At 70.0% G+C, this 22,161-nt stretch carries 16 protein-coding genes; 10 read left to right on the plus strand and 6 right to left on the minus strand.

Annotated features, from left to right (window positions below; all coding sequences use genetic code 11):
- Window positions 1-42: 42 nt before the first annotated feature.
- Window positions 43-3,453 (minus strand): TonB-dependent receptor, encoded by a 3,411-nt coding sequence (locus DDF62_RS18355; protein ID WP_116490436.1) that lies wholly within the window; start codon window positions 3,451-3,453, stop codon window positions 43-45.
- 262 nt (window positions 3,454-3,715) lie between these two features.
- A complete protein-coding gene (locus DDF62_RS18360) occupies window positions 3,716-6,679 on the minus strand; it encodes a TonB-dependent receptor (RefSeq protein ID WP_116490437.1) in 2,964 nt (987 codons plus the stop codon).
- A 211-nt stretch (window positions 6,680-6,890) separates the two neighbouring features.
- Here DDF62_RS18360 and DDF62_RS18365 point away from each other — a divergent pair, with 211 nt between their 5' ends.
- From DDF62_RS18365 to DDF62_RS18380, 4 genes are all read left to right on the plus strand, one after another.
- Window positions 6,891-7,430 (plus strand): RNA polymerase sigma factor, encoded by a 540-nt coding sequence (locus DDF62_RS18365; protein WP_165832296.1) that lies wholly within the window; start codon window positions 6,891-6,893, stop codon window positions 7,428-7,430.
- Window positions 7,427-8,446, plus strand: coding sequence for a FecR family protein (locus tag DDF62_RS18370; RefSeq protein ID WP_116490439.1), 1,020 nt, complete (start codon window positions 7,427-7,429; stop codon window positions 8,444-8,446). The genes DDF62_RS18365 and DDF62_RS18370 overlap by 4 nt, the downstream gene beginning before the upstream one ends.
- 90 nt (window positions 8,447-8,536) lie before the next feature.
- On the plus strand, window positions 8,537-9,097 hold the full coding sequence (locus DDF62_RS18375) for a helix-turn-helix transcriptional regulator (RefSeq protein ID WP_116490440.1): 561 nt from the start codon (window positions 8,537-8,539) through the stop codon (window positions 9,095-9,097).
- A gap of 39 nt (window positions 9,098-9,136) precedes the next feature.
- Window positions 9,137-10,000, plus strand: a complete 864-nt coding sequence (locus DDF62_RS18380) for an alpha/beta fold hydrolase (RefSeq protein ID WP_116490441.1) — start codon at window positions 9,137-9,139, stop codon at window positions 9,998-10,000.
- A 4-nt stretch (window positions 10,001-10,004) separates the two neighbouring features.
- On the opposite strand, the gene DDF62_RS18385 is transcribed toward DDF62_RS18380, so the two are convergent.
- From DDF62_RS18385 to trmFO, 3 genes are all read right to left on the minus strand, one after another.
- Complete coding sequence (locus DDF62_RS18385; RefSeq protein WP_116490442.1) at window positions 10,005-10,412, minus strand: helix-turn-helix domain-containing protein; 408 nt, start codon at window positions 10,410-10,412, stop codon at window positions 10,005-10,007.
- A gap of 7 nt (window positions 10,413-10,419) precedes the next feature.
- Window positions 10,420-11,124, minus strand: a complete 705-nt coding sequence (locus DDF62_RS18390) for a hypothetical protein (RefSeq protein ID WP_208866896.1) — start codon at window positions 11,122-11,124, stop codon at window positions 10,420-10,422.
- A 113-nt stretch (window positions 11,125-11,237) separates the two neighbouring features.
- Window positions 11,238-12,647: a methylenetetrahydrofolate--tRNA-(uracil(54)-C(5))-methyltransferase (FADH(2)-oxidizing) TrmFO gene (gene trmFO, locus DDF62_RS18395; protein WP_116490443.1), complete on the minus strand. Its 1,410-nt coding sequence runs from the start codon at window positions 12,645-12,647 to the stop codon at window positions 11,238-11,240.
- An 86-nt stretch (window positions 12,648-12,733) separates the two neighbouring features.
- On the opposite strand from trmFO, the gene DDF62_RS18400 reads away from it, so the two are divergent.
- The 4 genes from DDF62_RS18400 (at window position 12,734) to DDF62_RS18415 (ending at window position 16,429) form a co-directional block, all read left to right on the plus strand.
- The gene (locus tag DDF62_RS18400) at window positions 12,734-13,684 is read left to right on the plus strand and encodes a hypothetical protein (protein WP_133244952.1); all 951 of its coding nucleotides are present in this window, start codon (window positions 12,734-12,736) and stop codon (window positions 13,682-13,684) included.
- A gap of 116 nt (window positions 13,685-13,800) precedes the next feature.
- Entirely contained in the window at window positions 13,801-14,580 is a 780-nt protein-coding gene (locus tag DDF62_RS18405; RefSeq protein ID WP_116490445.1) for a hypothetical protein, read from the plus strand.
- Window positions 14,581-14,582: 2 nt separating this feature from the next.
- Window positions 14,583-15,440: a hypothetical protein gene (locus DDF62_RS18410; protein ID WP_244286865.1), complete on the plus strand. Its 858-nt coding sequence runs from the start codon at window positions 14,583-14,585 to the stop codon at window positions 15,438-15,440.
- A 68-nt stretch (window positions 15,441-15,508) separates the two neighbouring features.
- A complete protein-coding gene (locus DDF62_RS18415) occupies window positions 15,509-16,429 on the plus strand; it encodes a hypothetical protein (RefSeq protein WP_116490446.1) in 921 nt (306 codons plus the stop codon).
- A 76-nt stretch (window positions 16,430-16,505) separates the two neighbouring features.
- On the opposite strand, the gene uvrA is transcribed toward DDF62_RS18415, so the two are convergent.
- The gene (uvrA, locus tag DDF62_RS18420) at window positions 16,506-19,415 is read right to left on the minus strand and encodes an excinuclease ABC subunit UvrA (RefSeq protein ID WP_116490447.1); all 2,910 of its coding nucleotides are present in this window, start codon (window positions 19,413-19,415) and stop codon (window positions 16,506-16,508) included.
- A gap of 311 nt (window positions 19,416-19,726) precedes the next feature.
- On the opposite strand from uvrA, the gene DDF62_RS18425 reads away from it, so the two are divergent.
- Together DDF62_RS18425 and DDF62_RS18430 are read left to right on the plus strand one after the other, a co-directional pair.
- On the plus strand, window positions 19,727-20,326 hold the full coding sequence (locus tag DDF62_RS18425; RefSeq protein WP_116490448.1) for a hypothetical protein: 600 nt from the start codon (window positions 19,727-19,729) through the stop codon (window positions 20,324-20,326).
- Between the two features lie 118 nt (window positions 20,327-20,444).
- Window positions 20,445-22,037, plus strand: a complete 1,593-nt coding sequence (locus tag DDF62_RS18430) for an ABC-F family ATP-binding cassette domain-containing protein (RefSeq protein ID WP_116490449.1) — start codon at window positions 20,445-20,447, stop codon at window positions 22,035-22,037.
- Window positions 22,038-22,161 lie beyond the last annotated feature (124 nt).

Below are 22,161 nucleotides of genomic sequence, written 5' to 3' on the forward strand. Positions count from 1 at the left end.
TCCGCGCCGCCAGTCGTTCCGGGGAGAAAGGCGCGATCGGCGTCAGTAGACGAAGCGCGCGCCCATGAAGATCGAGCGGCCGGTGGCGGCGTAGCGCGACACGACCGGATCGTCCTGGTAGGCCCAGCGCTCTTCCTTCTGGTCGGTCAGGTTCAGGGCTTCGAGCGACAGGGTGATGTTCTTGGTCAGCTTGTAGGTGGCCGAACCGTCGAGGTTGAAGGTCTTCTTGCTGCCCGCGAAGTCGTTGACCAGCGGGCTGTCGCAGTAGCCCGGGTCGCAGGTGCCGGCGGCGACCGGATAGGTCTGGCTGTAGCCCTTGCGGTAGGACGACGACAGGCGGGCCGAGAACTTCTCGACTTCATAGAAGACCGTGAAGTTGAAGGCGTCCGGCGAGGCGCCGGTGAACGGGGCCTTGGCGGTGATCGCCGCCGCGCCGGTGCGGGTGTTGGCCGGGGTGACGATGTACTCCAGTTCCGACTCCAGGTGAGTGGCGTTGAACTGGACGCCCAGGTTCTTGAAGTACCAGGGCAGGAAGGTCAGGTTCTGCTGGTAGTTGAACTCGATGCCGCGGATGTAGCCGCCCGGCGCATTGCCGAACTGGCGGATGTCGAAGGTGTTGTCCTGGTCGATATAGGCCAGGGCGTTGACGTTGGTCTGGGCGGCCCGCAGGGCGGCGATGCCGTCGGCGTCGAGGATCTGGCTCAGCGGGGCGTTGTTGATCAGCGTTTGAGGGAAGTTGTTGATCTTCTTGTCGAAGATCGCCACCGACACCAGCGCGCCCGAGGTGAAGTACCACTCGAAGCTCAGGTCGTAGTTGACCGCCCGGAACGGATCGAGCTTCGGGTTGCCGACGGTCATCGAGCCGCCGACGGTGGCGCCCGCCGCGGTCGGCACGCTGATCGCCGTCACGGAGGGCGACAGGTTGCCCAGCATCGGGCGGGCCATGACCTTGGCCGCGCCGAAGCGGACGTACATGTTGTCGGCCACCTCGTAGGCGGCGTTCAGGGACGGCAGGACGTCGGTGTACTTGTTCTCGCCCGAGATCGGACGCGAGCCGTTGGTCAGGCCCGAGGAGTCCAGCTCGGTGATGGCGTAGCGGGTGCCGACGTTGCCACGCAGTTCGCGACCGAACAGCTCGGTGTTGTAGTCGAACTGGACGAAGGCGCCGGTGTCCTTCTCCTCGACCGAGTAGCGGTTGGCGGCGCTGCTGAGGTACGACAGGCGCCAGTCGCCCCACTTGTTGACGCAGTTGCAGTCGAAGTCGAACAGGCTGACCATCTTCTGCAGGTCGGGCGCCAGGAACGCGGTGGTGCCGCCCGAAGGGACATCCAGGCCGGTGCCCCAGTTGATGACCTTGCTGACCGAAGCGATGTTGGAGCCGGCTTCCTTCAGGCTGGGGTTCAGGGTCTCGCCGCTCAGGCGGCGATACTCGGCGGTGTCGAAGCCGTACTTGCGCTGGCTGACGCCGAACCGGATCGCGTAGTTGTCGTCCAGGTCGTACTTGAAGTCGACGCGCAGGGTCTCGTAGTCGTTGTTGGTGAAGCGCTGGAAGTGGCGCAGGGCCGAGTAGCCCTTCACGAAGTCCCAGGCCGAGGCCTGGGTCGCGTCGAAGCCCAGGTTCAGCAACGGCATGTCGCCGCCGCCGCGCGCGTCGTAGACGAGGTAGTCGTCGCCCGCCACGCCCTGGCCCGAGTCCAGGCGGATGAAGTCGGCCAGCAGGCCTTGCGTCTTGTTCTTCGACGACGACTTGCCCCAGACGGCGCTCATCGTGAAGTTGTCGCTGAACTCATGGTCCAGCTTCAGCGACGACTGACGGAAGTAGGTCGTGAAGAACGCCGCGTCGGCCGCCGAGCGCAGGTCGACATTGCCGAGCTTCAGATAGTCGGCGTTGGCCCCGGTCGAGGACAGGGCCGCATCGATCAGGCGCACGCTGGGACGGCCGATGAACTTGTCGACCATCGCGGTGCCGTTCGCGCTCGGCACGTAACCCACCGACGAGAGGGAGTTGTAGTAGTCGTACGGATCGAGGTTGAACGGGTTGTAGCTGTTGGTCGTACCGGCGACCAGGCCGCCGCCGTTCAGCTGCTGGCCGCAGTCGATGGCGTCGCGGACTTCGTTGGCGGCCTGCGCGGTGCACGACGCGTAGAACGCCCGCTTCTGGGCGGGCGTGGTGGTCGGGCTCAGCGTGTAGAACGGGTTGCCGGTGCTGTTGTTGGTGTTGTTGCGGTTCAGGCCGACGGTCTGGACCTGGTAGTTGATCGACGACTGCTGCAGCTCCGAATAGACCCAGTCGTACGAGATCGTCGTGCGGCTGGTCGGGCGCCATTGCAGGGCGCCGGTCAGGCCCAGGCGTTCCTGTTCCAGGTCCTGCTGGTTCAGCGTGGCCAGGGCGGGAATGCGGGTCAGCGGGCCGGGCGCGGTGATCGAGCCGGTGCCGGTCAGGCTGGTGGCGTTGGTCGCCGCGCTCGAGGGATTGTTGATCAGGTTGTAGGCGGCCGCGTTCGAGCCGACCAGCATCGAGCAGATCGCCGTGTTGGTGATGTTGATCCCCGGGATCACGCCGCCGTTGCACGAGGTGCCGATCGGAGTCGCGAAGCCCTGCCGGCGCGGCGAGGTGGCGGTCGAGTTGGTCGCCAGGAAGGTCGACTGGCGATAGGTGTAGTCCGACTGGCCGGCCTGGCGCTGGTAGCTGTCGATGATCTGGTTGCGCTTGTTGTAGGCGACCGAGAACAGCGCGCCGAAGTCGCCCCAGTTGGTTTCCCAGCGATCGGAGACGAGGCCGGCGAAGCGCGGCGAGTGGGTGCCGCCGTTCTTGTAGTAGGCGTCCTGCACCGACAGGGCCAGGCGACGATCCTTGAAGTTCAGCGGCTTGCCGGTCTCCAGGTCGACTGTGGCGCCCAGCGAGCCCTCGTCGGTCTCGGCCGAGGCGGTCTTCTGCACCTTGAGGGCGCTGAACAGTTCCGAGGCGAAGGTGTTGAAGTCGAAGCCGCGCGAGCGGTTGGCGGCGTCGCCGGCGATCGACGGGCCGGCCGTCGACAGGGCTTCCAGGCCGTTCAGGCGAACGCGGGTGAAGTCGCTGCCCAGGCCGCGGACGGTGATGGTGCGGCCTTCGCCATTCTCGCGGTCGACCGACACGCCCGGCAGGCGCTGCAGCGACTCGGCGAGGTTGGCGTCGGGGAAGTCGGCGATGTCCTCGGCATTGATGGCGTCGACCATCACGTTCGAGCTGCGCTTGAGGCTGAGGGCGCTCTGCAGGGCGGCGCGGTAGCCGGTGACGACCACTTCCTCGACCGCGGTTTCCTCGGTCTGGCCCGCAGCCTGGGCGGCGGGGGCGGCGTCTTGGGCGAAGGCGGTTCCGGCGAGCAGCAGGCTGCCGGCGACGGTCAGGGCGCCGAGCGACGCACGATCGCACAGCACGCGGGCGCGGCTCCGCCGCGAAGTGACTTGCAACATATTCCCTCCCAGTTCTTCCCGACGGGCAGGCTCTTGAGCGGCCGACCCGTGATCTCTGTTCTTGTTGGTAGCGGTATCCGCCACCGGTGTCATTAAAATAGCTACCGGTGTCATTAAGCCGAAATGGCGGCTCGGGAGCAAACCGAAAAATGGCCGCTCGGTGGCGCGGACGGCAAATATGCGGCGGGGCGTAGCGGCGGAGCAACAAAACGCCGGTTTGCGAGCCTGGGGCCAAACGCCGCACGAGGGCCGTTCGGGGCTTTCAGAAGCGGCGGGAGAGCGCCAGCTCGAACCGGCGGCGTCGCGGGTCGGCATAGGTGTTGTAGTCGCCGACGCCGTTCTCGAAGATGCTGGGGCTCTTGTCGAACAGGTTGCGCACGCCCAGGCGGACCTCGCTGGCGCCGGTTCGCCAGGCTCCGGCGAGATCGAAATAGACCTGGGCCGGCACGGTGCGGATCTCGCCATAGCCCGTCGGGGTGCGGAAGGCGCCGTCGAACTGGGCGCTGGCCGCCAGGGTCCAGCTCCCCCGCCGCCAGGTCGCGCCGCCGTAGCCCCGCCATTCCAGCGGCGCCTGGTAGTCGCCTGTCAGCGCTGTCCAGGCCTCGCCGGGCAAGAGCTTGCGGCGGAAGCTGGGCTGCCAGACCACCGAGCCGCGCAGGTCGAGCCGACCGCCGGCCGCGGCGAAGCCGTGGCGCAGCTCGCCGCTGACCAGCTGGGTTTCCAGCTTGGCGCTGTTCATGGCCCGGCCGTCGATCTCCAGCACCCGCCCGACCGTGTAGCCGCGAGCGATGTCGGCGGCGGTCAGCGGCGCGCGCGACACCCGGCCAAGCTGCGGATTGGCCAGCAGGTAGCCCATCGACAGCTCGCCGTGCAGGCCGTGGAAGCCGTCGCGCTTGAGCACGCGGGTGTAGTCGAGCGAGGCCCGCAGGTTCGATCCCGGCGGCTGGACGACCATGCCCACCGAGACGCTTTCGGCGCGCTCGGGCTTGAGGGCGGGCGAGCTGCCGAACATGTAGACGAAGGGGCGGCCGCTGCCGACGGTGTCGCCCGGCCGACTGGGGTCGGCGTAGAAGATGCCGGGAATGGTCAGGCGCGAGGTGATCAGCTCGCTGGCCGTCGGCGCCAGGGCTCCGGTGGCGGCGCTGAAGCGCAGCATGACGGCCCTGGCCGGAAACACCCGCGCGCCGGCGGTCCAGGTCCAGACCTCGTGGCGCGAACGGACCAGCGGCGGATCGCTGGTCATGGCCAGGGCCGGCGCCCAGGCCTTGCTGTCGTCCAGCCGCACTGAGGCTTGCAGCTCAAGGCCCGCAAGGCCCGGCGGGGCGCGGTCGCGGCGGAAGATCGGCGCGTTGGCCTCGGCGTACAGGGAGGCGACCTTCTGGCGGGCCCCGATCAGGGTGTGGGTCGAGCTGGTCTGATCGCCCTGGGTCGTGGTCTCGACCACGTCGCCGATACGCTCGTCGCGCAGGTCGGCCGCGATGGTCAGGTTGGCCGGTCCCGCCGGCAGCTGGATCACCGGGCCCGCGGCGCGCAGGGCGAGGTTCGCGAAGCGGTTGGACTGCCGGATGCGTTTGACCGAGTCGCTGCGATAGAGGTCGAGCACCGACTGCAGGGCGTCATAGTCGCCGAACGGGTCGATCACCGGCCGGTTCAGGCCCTCCTCGCCCCACACGAAGCTGTAGTTCAGGTCCGGCTGGGGCTGGCGCTGATGCTGCTTGACCCGAACCCGGCCGACGCCGGTCGAGGCGTCGATGTTCACCCGCCATCCAAGCGGCGCCTCGATGATCGCCCCGGCGGTCAGGCGCTGGGCGAGGGTGCGCTCCTGGTTCTTCTGGTCGTAGGAGGCGAACGGCACCGAGACCAGGATATCCTGCTGGAACGGGTTGGTCGGCGCGGCGGCGCTGACGAAATAGGCGCGGGAGTTGGGACTGGTCAGGCCCTCGCCCTCGTTCTCCAGGTGCAGGATGTCGAGATAGGTCTCCACGCCGAACAGCGCCCGGCGGACGCTGGCGGTGATGGCGGTCGCGCGCGCGCCGTTCAGCAGGCTGGCGTCGCCGCTGCTGGCGTCGGGGCCAAGGCCGCGCGACAGGGCGCCGGCCCCTTGCAGCGCCAGGCGCTGGAAGTCGCCGGCCGCATAGCGCAGGGGCAGGGTAGTGACGTTCGAGCCGAGGCTTACGCCGGCGTCGGTGACCAGCGGCTGGCCGGTGTAGCTCATGACGTTGCGGCCGTCCGAGGCGGCCGACAGCACTTCATAGGTCGTGCGCGCGTCCGACTTGGCGCGATAGCGAGTGGTGAAGTCGCGCTGGATGATCCGCAGCGGCTCGCGCGTCGAGGCCGAGAAGCCGGCGGAGACCTGGGTGCGGCCGCCGTCGGGCGAGAAGCCCAGGCGCGCCTCCAGCCGGCCCTGGCCGGCGTCGCCGCGCGAGGACAGGCCGCCGATCGCGGTGACCTCGCCGCCGTCGTGGTCGCGCCTCAGCACGATATTGACCACGCCGCCCAGCGCGCCGAGGCCGTAGATGCCGCCGGCCGAGGCGGGGATGGTCTCGATGCGCTCGATGGCGCTGAGAGGCAGGGCGTTGATGTCGGGCTGCCGGAAGAACGAGCCGTCCAGCCCCGGCAGGCGCGGCAGCCGGCGGCCGTCGACCAGCACCAGGGTCTGGCTTGGGCCAAGGCCCAGCAGGTCGAGTTCGGAGCGGGCCGCGCCGGGCCGAGCCTGGGCGGGCGAGACGGCCGCGACGTCGGCCAGCACCCGGTCGCGCAGGAAGCTTCCGATCTCGCCGGCCTGGGACAGGGCGATCTCGTCGGCGGTGTGCACGACATAGGGCTGGACGCCGTTCTCCAGCCTTTGCAGGTCGCCGTTGAGGGCGCGCCGGCCCAGCACCAGGATCTCCGGGACGGTGGTGACCGCGTCGGAGGCCGGCGGGGCGGTCGCCGAAGGGGCGGGGGCCAGGACGTAGACGCCGTCGGCCGTGCGACGCGCCACCAGGCCCGTGTCTTCGAGCAGCCGGTCGAGCGCCGCCTCGACCGACATCCGGCCGCGCGCCTGGCCCGAGCGCTTGCCCGCGGTCAGGCTGGAGGCGAACAGCAGCTCGGCGCCCGACTGCCGGGCCAGCAGGCGAAGGGCCGACGACAGGTCCTGGCGGTCGACGTCGATCGCGGGCGCGCCGACGGCGGGCCCGGCGATCGCCGCGGCCAGCATGCCCGTCAGTCCGAGCCGTCCCCGCATTCGCCCTTCGCCTCCCTCAAGGTCTCCGGATCGACACGACCCGTATTGCGACGCTAGGTAACGTCGTTATCTGACGGCGCAAGCCGAGATCCGGGTCTCGGTGAAATTTCGATGGAAGCGATGAGGATTTCGCCTTCGGCTACGTATTCTAGGAAAGACCCGCTGCTCGGCCGTCCAGCCGAGGCGCGGCGTGGGGTGCGTGGAGCGTAAGGTGGCGGCTGTCCATCCTCAGTCGGCGGACGGTTCGAGGGCGGCGCAGGCCGATCCTGCGCGCGCGCTCGCCCTGCAGACCGATGTGACCGCCTTCTTCCGCCGCCGCCTGGGCGCCGACGCCGAGGTCGAGGACCTTGTCCAGGAGGTGTTCGTGCGCGCCGCCGACCAGGTGGGGCTCGCCGACGAGGCGTACGCCCGAGCCTATGTCTTCCGCACCGCCGCCAGCGTCTGGGCCGACCGGCACAGGCGGCGGCTGGCGCGGCGGGCCGACCAGCACGTGCCCTTCGATCCCGAGCGCCACGGCGAGACCGACAACGATCCGGCCGGCCGCCTGGACGCCCGCGAGACCCTGCGCGCGGCGACCGCCGTCCTGCTGAGCCTGCCCGAGCGGACGCGGACGATCTTCGTGCTGCGGCGGATCGAGGGGATGACCGTGCGCGAGGTCGCCGGCCGCCTGGGCATTTCCGGCAGCGCGGTGGAGAAACACGTGGCCAAGGCGCTGGAGCGTCTGCTGGCCCAGACGGGGGACCTGCGATGAGCGCCTATCCCCTCGAGTTCGCCGAGATGGCGCAGCTGCCGCGCGACGAGGCGGCGGCGCTGCTCTGGCTGAACATCGACGAGTCCGACCCGGCCCAGGCGGCCGTGCTCGATGCCTGGCTGGACAAGGATCCTGAGAACCGCGCGGCCTGGCTGCGGGCCCAGGCGATCTGGAGCGGCTTCGACCAGGCCGGCGACGAGGCGACGCTGCGGGTTCTGCGGCGCCGTGCGGCGAAGGCCTCGCGCCCGCTGGCTTCGCGCTGGATGGCGGCGGCGGCCGTGTTCGTCGTCGCCATCGGCCTTGGCCTGTGGCTGGCCGAGCGGCCGGCCCCGGCCTTGCCGCCGCCGGTGGTGCAGGCCTCGGCGGTGTTCGGCCAGCCCGACCTGGTCACGGCGGCGGAGGCGAAGACCTTCGACCTGCCGGACGGCAGCAAGGCCAGCCTGGCCCCCGGCAGCGCCCTGGACCTGGCCTACGACCACGGCGGCCGCGCCATGCGGCTGGTGAAGGGGCGGGCGTTCTTCGACGTGGTTCCAGACCGGGCGCTGCCGTTCACGGTCGAGGCCGGCGGTCGGCGGATCACCGCTTTGGGCACGCGCTTCGACGTGCGTCTCGACGAGGGGCCGCTGCGGGTGACGCTGGTCGAGGGTCAGGTCTCGGTCGCTCGCACGATCGATGCGACCGACGGCCCGGGCCGACCGGTGGTGCTGGCGGCGGGCGAGCAGTTGACCGCCGCCCCCGGCCGGGACGTCGTCGCGCCGGCGGAAACGGGCGCCTCGGCGTGGCGCGAGACCTCGATCACCTTCGAGGACAGGCCGCTGTCGGAGGTGGTGGCCGAACTGAACCGCCACAGCGCCACCAAGCTGGTCATCGACGATCCGAAGGTGGCGGCCTTGCGGGTGACGGGCCGGTTCCGCACCGGCGATCCGCAGCGCTTCCTGCGCACCCTGGCCCAGGTGCTGCCGGTGCGCGGCGAGGCGGCGGGGCCGGGCCGCTACCGGATCGTGCGCGCCGACTGAACGAATTGGAATAACGCCGGTGTGGGTTTTGCCTGGCGCTGCGTGTTCTCCCCCGGGAGCCGGGCGTGCTCCCGCCCAGGGGACGAGGCGATGGAACAGCAGATCTGCAGCGAGCGGGCGTCGGCCAGGGTGGGCGCCCTGCTGGAGGAGATCCAGCAGCGACTGTTCGACGACGTCGAGGGGGCGCGACGGCTGATCGACCAGGCGATCCAGGTGTTGCAGGCGCCGTCCGCGGCCAGCCCGGCGCGCACCGGCGGCCTGGCGCCCTGGCAGGCCCGGCGGGTGGCCCGCTACATCGACGAGAACCTCGAACGAGCCCTGACCGTGGCCGAGCTGGCGGCGGTGGGCGGCGTGCGCCCCGGCTATTTCGGCAAGGCCTTCAAGAGCAGCTTCGGCGTCAGCCCGCACGCCATGGTCCTGCAGCGGCGCGTGGCGCGGGCCAAGATCCTGATCGCCCAGGGCGAGGATCCGCTGAAGGACATCGCCCTGGCCTGCGGCTTCTCCGACCAGTCGCACCTGACCAACCGCTTCCACAGGTTGGCGGGCATGACGCCGGCGGCGTGGCGGCGGCTGCATGCGACGCCGGTGTTTCATGCGCCGGGCGACGATCGCGGCGGCTGCGTCCAACTCGACCTTCGCGCTCAGGCCTAGGCTTCCGACCCGTTCCTCTTGCTGCCTTCGAGGTCTTTCATGAACGCCGTCGCTTCCATCCATAACGCCGTCTCGGCGCCCAACCAGTTCGTCGAGATCGGCGGCCGCACCCTGGCCTATCGCTCGATCGGCGAGGGCCGGCCGCTCGTGCTGTGCACCCGCTTCCGGGGCAACATGGACGTCTGGGACCCCGCCTTTCTCGACGGCCTGGCCGACGAGGGCTTCCGGGTCATCACCTTCGACTATTCGGGCCTTGGCCTGTCGACCGGCGAGGCCACCTACAATCCGGCCGAGATGGCCCGCGATCCGATCGACCTGATGGCGGCCCTCGGCCTCGACGACGTCGTGCTCGGCGGCTGGTCGCTGGGCGGCATGGCGGCCCAGGTGGCCTTCGCCGTGGCCGGCGCGCGGATCAGCCACCTGCTGCTGATCGGCACGACCCCGCCCGGGCCTCTGGTCAAGCCGGCCGAGCAGCTGTTCTTCGACACCGCGGTGATCGAGGACTATGCGCTGAAGGAAGAGGAGATCCTGTTCTTCGAGCCGAAGTCGGAGGCCAGCCGCAAGGCCGCCGCCGAGTCCTCGGCCCGGATCGCCGGCCGCACCGAGGGGCGCTCGCCGGTGGTGCCGATCGCCTTCGCCCGCGCCAATATCGGGGACGGGCCCAAGAACCCGATCTTCCCCGCCGACGCGGTGCTGGAGGTGCTGAAGACGACGACCAAGCCGATCCTGCACCTGGGCGGCGACCACGACATCATCTTCCCGGTCGAGAACTGGTACGCCCTGAACCAGGTGCTGCCGACCCTGCACCTGATCACCTACCCCTCGGCCGGGCACGGGCCCCAGCACCAGTACCCGCGCGCCTCGGCCGAGCACATCGCCAGCTTCGTGCGCTCGACCAGCTAGAGGTTCAGAGGGACGCCTGGCGCCGTTCGCGGCGCCAGGCGTTGGGCGGCGCGCCTTCCCGCCGCCGGAACAGGCGCGACAGGTGGGCCTGGTCGCTGAAGCCGCAGGTGACTGCGATGCCGCACAGCGGCTCGTCGGTGGTCAGCATGATCCGCTTGGCGCGGGTCAGGCGGCGCTCGACGACGTACTTCTGCGGCGACAGGCCGAAGGTCGTCTTGAAGGCGCGCGAGAAATAGGACGGGCTGAGCCGCGCGGCGCGGGCCAGGTCGACGACGCGGATCGTCGTCTCCAGCCGGTGCTCGACATAGGCGGCCGCGCGGCTGGCCTGCCATGGCGCCAGGCCGGCCGGCTTTCCGCCCACGAAGGCGCCGGGCGGCGCGAGGCCGCCCGGTTCGGGATCGTAGGCGCACATCCGCCGCTCAGCGGGTGATCTTGCCGGGCAGGCTGAGGTCGCCCGAGGCCACGTCGAAGATGTCGGAGATGCACAGCAGGGGCGCGTGCAGGTTGGCGTTGACCTTCAGGGCCGAGGTGACGCCGTCGAACTTCACCCCCTCGACCGCGCCGATCACGCCGGCGGGGACGCTGACCTCGACGGTGTCGGTGGCCAGGGTTGTGGGATAGGTCGGGCTGTCGATCAGCAGCGGCACGCCGGGCCAGGTGGCCGGCACCTTGGGCTTGGCCCCCTCGGGGATGTCGCGGACCTTCAGCGCGCCCTTGCCGCAGGCGTCGTCGGGAACCAGCACCACCCAGTGCGGATGCCAGACGTGGCGGTTGACCCCGCCATAGGCCGCGTCGTCGAAATCGGGGTGAAAGGTCACCGCCAGGGCCAGTATGCCCTGGTCGCCCTCGAAGCCGACGCTGCTGCTGTTGAGCGAGGTGGGCCAGACATAGCTCCACACCGCGCTGCCGGCGAACTGGCCGACGGCCTTGGGCTTCAGCTCGCCGGCCTTGCCGCGCACCTGCACGCGGAAGACCACGTCCGGTCCGACGCTTTTGACCTGGGTGCGGACGATGTCGAAGGACGCCATGATCGCGTCCTTGGTCGGCGAGACCACGTCCTGGGCGAGGGCGGGGGCGGCGAGGAGGGCCGTCGCGGCGACGGCGAGGCTGAGCGTGCGGAGCATGGGCGATCTCGATCGAGACGCCGCGACGAGGGCGCGGCCGGGAACGCCAGGGTTCCACGGCCGCGCTTTTCCGCCTTGGATCGGGCGGAGGCCTATTTCTTCAAATCAGACGATCAGTTCGCCAGCCAGGCGTCCAGGTCCTTCAGGGCCCGGATGCTCATCAGCCGCTTCTTGGCGCGACCGCGTTCCTTCAGCGGGATCTTCTTGCCGTCCTCGTCGACCTTGGGGGTCTCCAGGGGCGGCAGCAGGCCGTAGTTGATGTTCATCGGCTGGAAGCTGCCGCCCCGGGAGCCGTCTTGCGCGCCTTCCAGGTGCCCGCCGGTGATGTGCTCGACGAGGGCGCCCAGGGCGGTGGTCGGGGGCGGGGCGTCCAGCGAGCCGCCGTTGCGCTCGGCGGCGGCGAAGCGGCCGGCCAGGAGGCCGATGGCGGCGCTTTCCACATAGCCCTCGACGCCCGTCACCTGGCCGGCGAAGCGCATGCGCGGCGAGGCCTTCAGGCGCAGGCCCTTGTCCAGCAGCTTGGGCGAGTTGATGAAGGTGTTGCGGTGCAGGCCGCCCAGGCGCGCGAACTGGGCGTTTTCCAGGCCCGGGATCATGCGGAAGGTCTCGGCCTGGACGCCGTGCTTCAGCTTGGTCTGGAAGCCGACCATGTTCCACAGCGTGCCCAGCGCGTTGTCCTGGCGCAGCTGGACGATGGCGTAGGACTTCACGGTCGGGTCGCGCGGGTTGGTCAGGCCGACGGGCTTCATCGGACCATGGCGCAGGGTCTCGCGGCCGCGCTCGGCCATCACCTCGATCGGCAGGCAGCCGTCGAAATACGGGACGTGCTCCCACTCCTTGAACTCGGCCTTGGGGCCTTCGAGCAGGGCGTCGATGAAGGCCTCGTACTGCTCCTTGTTCATGGGGCAGTTGATGTAGGCGGCCGCGTCGCCGCCGGGGCCTTCCTTGTCGTAGCGCGACTGGCGCCAGGCCTTGTCCATGTCGATGGATTCGAGGTGGATGATCGGCGCGATGGCGTCGAAGAACGACAGCTGGCCTTCGCCCGACAGGTCGAGCACCGCCTGGGCCAGGGCCGGCGAGGTCAGCGGGCCGGTGGCGACGATGACGTTGTCCCATTCTTCCGGCGGCAGGCCCGCGATCTCCTCGCGGACGATGGTGACCAGCGGGTGGGCTTCCAGGCGGCGGGTGACTTCTTCCGAAAAGCCGTCGCGGTCGACCGCCAGGGCGCCGCCGGCCGGCACCTGGTGCTGGTCGGCCGCCGACATGATGATCGAGTCGCAGCGGCGCATCTCGGCGTGCAGCAAGCCGACGGCGTTGAACTGCCAGTCGTCCGAGCGGAACGAGTTGGAGCACACCATTTCCGCCAGGCCGTCGGTCTGGTGGGCGTCGGTGGTGACTTTGCCGGCGGCGTCGTCGCGACGCATCTCGTGCAGGATGACGGGAACGCCGGCCTGGGCGATCTGCCAGGCGGCCTCGGAACCGGCGAGGCCGCCGCCGATCACGTGAATGGGGGAGGTGGTCATGGCGTCCTCATACCTCCGCCCTCGCCAAGACGGAACCGCCGTGTAAGCTCATCTTGGGCGGGTATCAGGTTCTGGGGGTCTTCAGGGTGGCGAAGAAGTTTTCGGCGGCGTCGGCCGCGGTGTCGGGCTGGGCGCTGATCGGCCGGCGGCCGCTGTCGGTCGTCGTGTGGAGCGCGGTGATCCTGCTGGGCCTGTTCCTGCCGGCGCTGCTGCTCTTTCTGCCGGTCATCGATCCGTTCGTCGAGATGGTCCGGGCCCTGCCGCAGGCGCCCGAGGCGCAGGATCCGGAGCTGACGGCGCGGATCATGGCGATGCAGGGCCAGATCAGCCTGATGAACATCGGCATGATGGCCGTGCAGGTGGTCGCGCCCACCATCGTCACGGCCGCGGCTTTCCGCGTCGTGCTGCGCCCGGAGGAACAGCGGGGTTTCTTCCTGCGCGTCGGCGCGACCGAGGGCTGGATGATGCTGGTCACCCTGGTGCTCACCTTCGGCGGCAACATCGCCATCTTCGCGGCCATGGTCCCGGGGGCGCTGCTGGGACTGATCGGTTTCGTGGTCATGGCGATCGGCGGCGACACCGAGGGCGGCGCCGTCGTCGGGGTGGTGGTCGGCGTGATCGGCGTGATCGTCGGCGAATTGGCGCTGCTGTGGGCCTTCCTGCGGCTGTCGATGGCCCTGCCGATGACCTTCGCCGAGCGGCGCTTCATGCTGTTCGAATCCTGGGCCCTGACCAAGGGGCAGAGCCTGCGCCTGCTGGGCATGCTGCTGCTGATCGGGCTGACCCTGCTGGTGGTGCAGATCGTCGTGGGCGTGGTTGTCATCGTCGCCGCCGCGCTGGTCGCCCCGGGCCTGACCAAGACCCTGCCGGCGGCGCGCTCGGTGGCCGAGGTGCTGCGCCTGATCTGGCCGGTCCTGGCCGTGGCGCTTCCCCTGGTGGCGATCCTTCAGGCGGTGGTCCAGGTGGTCTGCGTGACGCCGCTGGCCAGCGTCTACCGGTCGCTGAAGCCCGCCGACGAGGCGCAGGCGGCCGACTGACAGCGGCCTTCCCGCCACGGCCGGGCAAAATCCGCGCGAACCGGCCCGCGACTCGTCGTTTCATGACGCCGCGCGCGCTAGGGTGGCGTCGGCTGTTCTGAAGGATCTGGAAGCACATGGGCGAGGCATCGATCGCGATCGGCGCGACGGCGCGAGCCGGCATCGCCGGCGTGACCCACCTCGCGCCGCGCACCTGGGCGGCGCTGGCCGCCGCCTGCCTCGTGGGCCTGCTGGGCCGCTATCTGGGCGGGGCCTTCGTCCTGCTGGCCGACTTCGTCGCCGCCGCCCTGGCCTACGGGGCCCTCTATCGCGCCGCCTTCGACGGCCCGGCGGGCCTGGCCGGCCTGCGCTGCGGCCGCGAGGAGGCGCTGATCGCCGCCGTCCAGCTGCTGCTGGGCGTGGTGTTCCTGGTGGTCATCGCCGTGCTGCTGGTCGTGGTCGGAGCCGTGGCCCTGGGCGTCGCCCGCGCGGCCGCCCCCGGCTTCGACGCCACCTCGTCGGAGGCCTGGCGGGCGGCGCTGTCGGGACCGCTGGCCGCCTTCGCCGCCAGCCTCGCGCCGCTGGCCAGCCTGGCGGTCCTGGCCTGGCTGGCCGCGCGCCTGGCCCTGGCGCCGGCCGCCTCGATCGCCGCCGGCCGCCTGCGGGTGCTCAGCGCCTTCGACTTGACCAAGGGCCGGGCCGGCCTGCTGGTGGCCCTGGGCCTCGTCTTCTACCTGCCCAGCGTGCTGATCGCCGCCAGCGGCAAGGCGGCCTTCGACGGCGCCGGCGCGTTCCTGGTGCAGGCGGTCGCGGTCGGCCTCTACTATTTCTGTGTCGCTCCCGCCTGGACGGCGGCCTGCGTCCACGTCTACAGACACGCTCCGAGCTTGGCCGTCGCCGAGCCGTCAGAAGCCTGATCATGATCGTCTTGTCGCCCGTCGCCGCCGCCCTCGAAGGGCCGCGCACCATGCGCCGCCACCCCGTCTCCCTGCTGATCTGGGGCGGGCTGTATCTCGGCTCGCTGATCCTGCTGTCGGTGCTGCTGGTCGCCGTGTTCGGCGACGAGGTGCGGCGCGACCTGGCCCAGACCCGGTTCACGGCCGACCCGCGCGAGGTGCTGCAGCTGATCTCGCACCTGGGCGGGGCGATGGCGCTGATCATCCTGCTGGCCGCCGCCATGAGCGCGGTGCTGGCCGGGGCGATCCTGCGCTCGGTCATGCATCCCGAGCAGAGCCAGGGCGCTTATCTGCGCCTGGGCGCCGACGAGGTCCGGCTGTTCGTCGTCGCCCTGATCGCCTGGGCCACGGCTCTGTTCGTCACCGCCATTCCCAGCGGCGCCGTGACCCTGCTGACCGCCACGGTCGCCGGCGCCGGCGCGCGCGGCCTTTCGGCCTGGATCGCCTTCCTTGGCGGCCTGGCGGTGATCGGCCTGTCGATGTGGGTGGGCGTGCGCCTGTCGCTGCTTTCGCCCCAGACCTTCGCCGAGGGCCGCATCAATGTCCGCGAGTCGTGGGTGCTGACCCATGGCCACTTCTGGGGCCTGCTGGGCATGTTCGTGCTGAACCTGCTGATGGCGCTGGGCGCGACCATGGCCATGTCGCTGGTCGGCGGCCTGCTGACGGGCGTGATCGCCCTGATCGGCGGCGGGACCAAGCTGTTCGTGATCCTGGGCCTGCTGGTCAACCTGCTGATCGCGCCGCTGATCGTCACCGTCCAGACGGTGATCCTGACGGCCGGCCCGGCCCGCGCCTACCGGCAGCTGCATCCTGATATTTGAACCCGGGTCTGTCGTTCTCGCCCGAAGCTTGTTACCCCTGGCGTCACTAGGGTTTGCAAGGGGCTAAGATGAAGACCTTCTCGGCGACGGACGCGGCCATTTCCGGCTTCGGTATCGTGCGCGAGCATCCCAAGGCCGTGGGGGCCTGGGTGCTGATCTCGACCATCGTGTCGGCCGTGGTGGCGGTGATCACCGTGGGCCTGTTCGGCCCGCAGTTGGAAGCCTTCGCCAATCTCAGCCAGACCAACGCCCAGCCCGACCCGGCCGAAACCCTGCGGATGATGGGCGGGCTGGTCCCGGCCATGGCGTGCTCGATGGTCTACAGCATCGCCTTCTATTCGGTGCTGATGGCGGCCATCTATCGCGCGACGCTGCGCCCGGCCGACAACGACAAGGCCTATCTGCGCTTCGGCGCCGACGAGCTGCGCCAGGCCGGCGTGTCCATCCTGATGGTCCTGCTGTTCTTCGCCGGCTATATCGGCATCGTCCTGGGCGTGGCCGTGGTCATCGGCATCCTGGCGGCGGTGTCCAAGCCGGTCGGCGGCCTGGCGGCCATCGTGCTCGTTCCCGTCGGCCTGGGCGCGCTGATCTATTTCGCCGTCCGCCTGTCGCTGGCCAACGTGCTGACCTTCGCCAAGGGCAAGATCGACATCTTCGGCTCCATGGCCCTGACCAAGGGGCGCTTCTGGCCGATGTTCGGCGCCTATGTCGTGGCGACCATCCTGGCCGTCGTGGTCTACCTGCTGCTGTTCCTGATCGTGACCCTGCTGGGCGGGGCGCTCAGCGGTTTCAACATGGAGACCCTGGGCACGCTGATGCAGTCGCAGACCACGTCGCTGGAAAGCCTGATGACGCCCACGGGCATCCTCAGCCTCGCCGTCGGCGGCCTGATCGCCGTGCTGACCAGCGTGACGATCTACACGCCCTCGGCCTTTATCTATCGCCAGATCGCCGTCGACGTGGAAAGCGCCAGCGACACCTTCGCCTGAGCCATCCGGAACAGCGCAACGAAAAAGGCCGGCGGAGCGATCCGCCGGCCTTTCTTGTTTCCGAGCCGCCGGCGCGTCAGGCGCGCTTGGAGGTCTTGAGGTCGGCCACGCGGGCCAGTCGGCGCTCCTCGTGCTTGGCCAGCAGTTCCTTCAGGTACTTGCCGGTCCAGCTGGCCTCGACCTTGGCCACGTCCTGGGGCGAGCCCACGGCGACGATCTGGCCGCCGCCGTCGCCGCCCTCGGGGCCAAAGTCCAGCAGCCAGTCGGCGGTCTTGATGACGTCGAGATTGTGCTCGATCACCACCACCGTGTTGCCCTGGTCGGCCAGCTCGTGCAGCACCTCGAGCAGCTTCTTGGTGTCCTCGAAGTGCAGGCCGGTGGTCGGCTCGTCGAGGATGTAGAGCGTGCGGCCGGTGGCCCGGCGCGACAGCTCCTTGGACAGCTTCACCCGCTGGGCCTCGCCGCCCGACAGGGTCGTCGCCTGCTGGCCGACCTTGATGTAGCTGAGGCCCACGCGCTTGAGGGTCTCCATCTTGTCGCGGATCGGCGGCACGGCCTTGAAGAAGTCGGCGGCCTCCTCGACGGTCATGTCCAGCACGTCGGCGATGGTCTTGCCCTTGAACAGCACGTCCAAGGTCTCGCGGTTGTAGCGCTTGCCCTTGCAGATATCGCAGGTGACGTAGACGTCGGGCAGGAAGTGCATCTCGATCTTGATGACGCCGTCGCCCTGGCAGGCCTCGCAGCGACCGCCCTTGACGTTGAACGAGAACCGCCCCGGGCCGTAGCCGCGCGCCTTGCTCTCCGGCAGCTGGGCGAACCAGTCGCGGATCGGGCCGAAGGCGCCGGTATAGGTCGCCGGGTTCGAGCGCGGGGTGCGGCCGATCGGGCTCTGGTCGATGTCGATGACCTTGTCGAAGTTCTCCAGGCCCTCGATCCGCTCGTGCGCCGCCGGGGCGTCGCTGGCGTTGTTCAGGCGGCGCGCGGCGGCCTTGTAGAGGGTCTCGATCGTGAAGGTCGACTTGCCGCCGCCCGAGACGCCGGTGATGCAGGTGAAGGTGCCTACGGGGATCTCGCCGGTGACGTCCTTGAGGTTGTTGCCCTTGGCGCCGATGACCTTGAGCGTCTTCTTCTTGTTGATCGGACGGCGCTCTTCGGGCACGGCGATCTCGCGATCGCCGGTCAGGTACTGGCCGGTGACGCTGGCCGGGTTGGCCATGATCTGGTCGGGCGTGCCCTGGGCGACGATCTCGCCGCCGTGGACGCCGGCGGCCGGGCCCATGTCGATCACGTAGTCGGCGGTGAGGATGGCCTCCTCGTCGTGCTCGACCACCAGCACCGAGTTGCCAAGGTCGCGCAGGCCTTGCAGCGATTGCAGCAGGCGGGTGTTGTCGCGCTGGTGCAGGCCGATCGACGGCTCGTCCAGCACGTACAGCACGCCCGTCAGGCCGCTGCCGATCTGGCTGGCCAGGCGGATGCGCTGGCTCTCGCCGCCCGACAGGGTGCCCGAGCCGCGCGACAGGTTGAGATAGTCGAGGCCCACGTCGACCAGGAACCGCAGGCGGTCGTTGATCTCCTTCAGGATCCGGCGGGCGATCTCCAGCTGCTTGTCGGAGAGGTGGCCTTCCAGGGCGCTGAACCAGTCGCGGGCCGGGCGGATGGCCAGGTTCGAGACGGCGGCGATGTCGAGGCCATGGACCTTCACGGCCAGGGCCTCGGGCTTCAGGCGCTTGCCGCCACAGGCCTCGCAGGGGGTGTCGGACTGGTAGCGGCCGAGTTCTTCACGCACCCACGAGCTGTCCGTCTCGCGCCAGCGGCGCTCCAGGTTCGGCAGCACGCCCTCGAAGGGCTTGTCGACCTCGTACTTGCGGGCGTTGTCGTCGTAGGTGAACTTGATCTTCTCGCCCTTGGAGCCGTTCAGCACCACGGTCCGGGCCTTTTCCGGCAGCTTGTACCAGGGCTCGTCCATCGAGAAGCCGTAGTGGCGGGCCAGGGCCTGCAGGGTCTGGGTGTAGAGCGGCGAGGGCCCCTTGGCCCAGGGCGCGACCGCGCCCTTGTGCAGGCTCTTGTCCTTGTCCGGAATGATCAGGTCGGCGTCGAAGGCCAGCTTGGCGCCCAGGCCGTCGCAGGTGGGGCAGGCGCCCGCCGGATTGTTGAACGAAAAGAGGCGCGGTTCGATCTCCGCGATGGTGAAGCCGCTGACCGGGCAGGCGAAGCGCTCGGAGAACAGCAGGCGCCGGGGCTCCTTCTCGCCTTCTTCGATGGTCGCCCATTCGGCCACGGCCAGGCCATCGGCCAAGCGCAGGGCCTGCTCCAGGGAGTCAGCGAGGCGCTGCTCCATGCCGGCCTTGGTCACCACGCGGTCCACGACCACGTCGATGTCGTGCTTGAACTTCTTGTCGAGGGCCGGGGCGTCCTCGATCGGGTAGTATTCGCCGTCGATCTTCAGCCGCTGGAAGCCGGCCTTCTGCCACTCGGCGATCTCCTTCTTGTACTCGCCCTTGCGGTCGCGAACGACGGGGGCGAGCAGATAGAGGCGCGTGCCTTCGGGCAGGACGGTGATCTTGTCGACCATCTGGCTGATGGTCTGGCTCTCGATCGGCAGGCCGGTGGCGGGCGAGTAGGGGACCCCGACCCGCGCCCACAGCAGGCGCATGTAGTCGTGGATCTCGGTCACCGTGCCGACGGTCGAGCGCGGGTTGCGCGACGTGGTCTTCTGCTCGATCGAGATGGCCGGCGACAGGCCTTCGATCAGGTCGACGTCCGGCTTGCTCATCAGCTCCAGGAACTGGCGGGCGTAGGCCGACAGGCTCTCGACATAGCGTCGCTGGCCCTCGGCGTAGATGGTGTCGAAGGCCAGCGAGCTCTTGCCCGAGCCCGACAGGCCGGTCAGCACGACCAGCTCGCCGCGCGGGATGTCGACGCTGACGTCCTTGAGATTGTGCTCGCGGGCGCCGCGGACGCGGATGAAGTTCAGTTGCTCGGCCATGGTGTCCGGAACGCTCGAAGGTCGGATTGGGAGCCGCGTGGGGAGCGCGGCGCAGCGGCTATATGTAGGGTTCTGGCGCGGCATTAACACAAGAACAAGATGCGAACAAATGCCGCAGCCATCCTGCTGCCAATCCTGCTGACACCAGATGTCAGCATGCGAGGCCGCCAAGGACCCAAAACGGGCGCCGCGCGGTCGAATTTCGGACGCCATCGAAGCGTGAGCATTCGCCGTCGGGCAATCTTAGATGGCGGGCGATGGGGCGGGTGCGGACGGGCGCTGGACGATGGGCGATCGCGGTCCCTGCGGGTGTGGCCGCGAACCTGCTGCTGATCGGCCTGCTGTCGCTGGTCGAGCGCACTTCGCCACCGGCCGAGATCCCGCCCATGCTGTTCGAGATCGACAGGCTGGAGGACGAGCCGCCTCCCGCCGAAAAGCGCGCGCCGGCCAAGGCGTCGTCTTCCGCCCTGTCGCGCGAGGCGTCTTCGTCGCAAGTCATGACCGCGCCTGGCCCGGTCGGCGTATCCGGAGATGGCGAGGCCGCTCCCGCCGTCGGGCCCTCCGCTCAGGTCATCGACCCGGCGTGGAAGGTCGATCCCAAGGCCGTCGACCGCTGGAAGCTGACCGAGGGCAATCCGGACTTCCGCTGGGGCCGCTATCATCGCGCCTGCAAGGGGTTGTCGAGCGAGCACCTGACCGACGAGGAGAAGGACAAGTGCTGGGGCGGTTTCGCTGACAAGATTCCGAAGGAGAACGCCGAGCCTGGCCCTCGCAAGCCGCCGAAGTTCGTGCCGCGCGGTCTTCCCCCGCCGCCCCCTCCCTATGCCGAGGAGGCCCGCAAGCAGTCGCGCTGCCGGGCCTATCGTGACGGCCGGGCCAGCCAGCCGCGTCTGCGCGACGGCCTGTGCTGACGCTTGCCCAGCGACCTCGCAGCCTCTACATCCGCCGTTCTACCCATGATGGAGGCCGCCATGATCAGCCAGACGGAAGACCGCTTCGTCCTTCCCGTTTCCCTGTTCGTGGTTTCCCATGCCTGCCCCCAATTCGTCCTACGTCACTCTGGACTGCGTTTCCGCCGCGGCGCCTGACGGCCGCGTCCTCTTCGAAAACCTGAACCTGTCGGTCGGCGCCGAGCGCGTCGGCCTGGTCGGTCGCAACGGCGCGGGCAAGTCGACCCTGCTGGCGCTGATCGCGGGGCTGCGAGCGCCCCTGGCCGGCGCGGTCGCGCGCACGGGAACGATCAGCGTGCTCGACCAGACGCCTGATCTGCCGGACGGCGCGATCCTGGCCGACCGCCTGGGCGTGGGTGAAGCCTGGCGGCGGCTGTCGCGTATCGAGGCGGGGCAGGGCGACGACGCCGACTTCGCCGAGGCCGACTGGACCCTGCCGTCGCGACTGGACGAGGCGCTGGCCGAGGTCGGCCTTGCGGGCCTGGATCCCGACCGGCCGGCCGCGGCGCTCAGCGGCGGCCAGCAGACCCGCGCGGGCCTCGCCGCCCTGCTGCTGGCCGCGCCCGACCTGATCCTGCTCGACGAGCCGACCAACCACCTGGACGCTGGGGCGCGTGAGCTGGTCGCGCAGGTGCTGGCGCGGTGGAAGGGCGGGGCGATCGTCGCCAGCCACGACCGGTCCCTGCTGCGGGGCATGGACCGCATCGTCGAGATCTCCAGCCTGGGCGCTGCCAGCTACGGCGGCGGCTACGACCTCTATGCCGAGCGCAAGGCGGCCGAGGTCGAGGCGGCCGGCCGCGCCCTGGAGAGCGCCGAGCGCGACGAGCGCCGCGCCGCCCGCGAAGCTCAGGCCGCCGTCGAGCGCAAGGCCCGCCGCGACGCCGCCGGCAAGCGCTTCGCGGCCAAGGGCAGCGAGCCGAAGATCCTGCTCGGGGCCCGGGCCGAGCGGGCCGAGAACACCGGCGGCAAGGAGCGGCGGCTGGCCGAGCGCCTCCAGACCAGCGCCCGCGGGGCGGTGGAGACGGCGCAGGCCCGCGTCGAGCGCGCCCGGACCCTGGGCTTCGACCTGCCGCCCACCGGCCTGCCGGCGGGCAAGCTGGTGCTGGCCATGGAGGATGTCGCCTTTGCCTGGCCCGGCGGGCCGCCGGCGTTGGCGGGCGTCGCCCTTCGTATCGCCGGACCCGAGCGCGTGGCCGTGCGCGGCCCCAACGGCGCCGGCAAGTCGACGTTGCTGAACCTGGCCGCCGGCGTGCTGACGCCGACGGCGGGGACGGTGACGCGCGGCGTCCCGGCGGTGATGCTCGACCAGTCGCTGGCGATCCTGGGCGACGACGAGACGCTATTGCAGGCCTTCCTGCGCCTGCACCCCAGCGCCGATCGCAATCTGGCCCAGGCGGCTCTTGCCCGCTTCCTGTTCCGCAACAGCGCCGCCGACCGGCTGGCCGGCGCCTTGAGCGGCGGCGAGCGCCTGCGCGCGGCCCTGGCCTGCGTGCTGGCCGGCCCGACCCCGCCGCAGCTGCTGATCCTGGACGAGCCGACCAACCACCTGGATCTGGACTCGGTGGCGGCCGTCGAGGCGGCGCTGGCCGGCTACGACGGCGCGCTGCTGGTCGTCAGCCACGACGAGGATTTCCTGGACGGGATCGGCGTGGAGCGGGCGGTGGGGCTCTAAGATCCTCCCCCTAAAGGGGGAGGTGGCCCGGAGGGCCGGAGGGGGAAGTCGCTGCTGACGTTAAGGCGGTTTCTGGCTCGCAGGCCACATCCCCCTCCGTCGGCTTCGCCAACACCTCCCCCTT

The organism is Caulobacter radicis, assembly GCF_003094615.1.
GTDB lineage: Bacteria > Pseudomonadota > Alphaproteobacteria > Caulobacterales > Caulobacteraceae > Caulobacter > Caulobacter radicis.

Excerpts from the sequence above, each read along its gene's own strand:
- DDF62_RS18405 (WP_116490445.1), top strand. The coding sequence starts at position 13,801 with ATGGGCGAGGCATCGATCGCGATCGGCGCGACGGCGCGAGCCGGCATC.
- DDF62_RS18430 (WP_116490449.1), top strand. The coding sequence starts at position 20,445 with ATGCCTGCCCCCAATTCGTCCTACGTCACTCTGGACTGCGTTTCCGCC.
- DDF62_RS18390 (WP_208866896.1), bottom strand. The coding sequence starts at position 11,124 with ATGCTCCGCACGCTCAGCCTCGCCGTCGCCGCGACGGCCCTCCTCGCC.
- DDF62_RS18415 (WP_116490446.1), top strand. The coding sequence starts at position 15,509 with ATGAAGACCTTCTCGGCGACGGACGCGGCCATTTCCGGCTTCGGTATC.
- uvrA (WP_116490447.1), bottom strand. The coding sequence starts at position 19,415 with ATGGCCGAGCAACTGAACTTCATCCGCGTCCGCGGCGCCCGCGAGCAC.
- DDF62_RS18375 (WP_116490440.1), top strand. The coding sequence starts at position 8,537 with ATGGAACAGCAGATCTGCAGCGAGCGGGCGTCGGCCAGGGTGGGCGCC.
- DDF62_RS18385 (WP_116490442.1), bottom strand. The coding sequence starts at position 10,412 with ATGTGCGCCTACGATCCCGAACCGGGCGGCCTCGCGCCGCCCGGCGCC.
- DDF62_RS18380 (WP_116490441.1), top strand. The coding sequence starts at position 9,137 with ATGAACGCCGTCGCTTCCATCCATAACGCCGTCTCGGCGCCCAACCAG.
- trmFO (WP_116490443.1), bottom strand. The coding sequence starts at position 12,647 with ATGACCACCTCCCCCATTCACGTGATCGGCGGCGGCCTCGCCGGTTCC.
- DDF62_RS18370 (WP_116490439.1), top strand. The coding sequence starts at position 7,427 with ATGAGCGCCTATCCCCTCGAGTTCGCCGAGATGGCGCAGCTGCCGCGC.
- DDF62_RS18355 (WP_116490436.1), bottom strand. The coding sequence starts at position 3,453 with ATGTTGCAAGTCACTTCGCGGCGGAGCCGCGCCCGCGTGCTGTGCGAT.
- DDF62_RS18410 (WP_244286865.1), top strand. The coding sequence starts at position 14,583 with ATGATCGTCTTGTCGCCCGTCGCCGCCGCCCTCGAAGGGCCGCGCACC.
- DDF62_RS18360 (WP_116490437.1), bottom strand. The coding sequence starts at position 6,679 with ATGCGGGGACGGCTCGGACTGACGGGCATGCTGGCCGCGGCGATCGCC.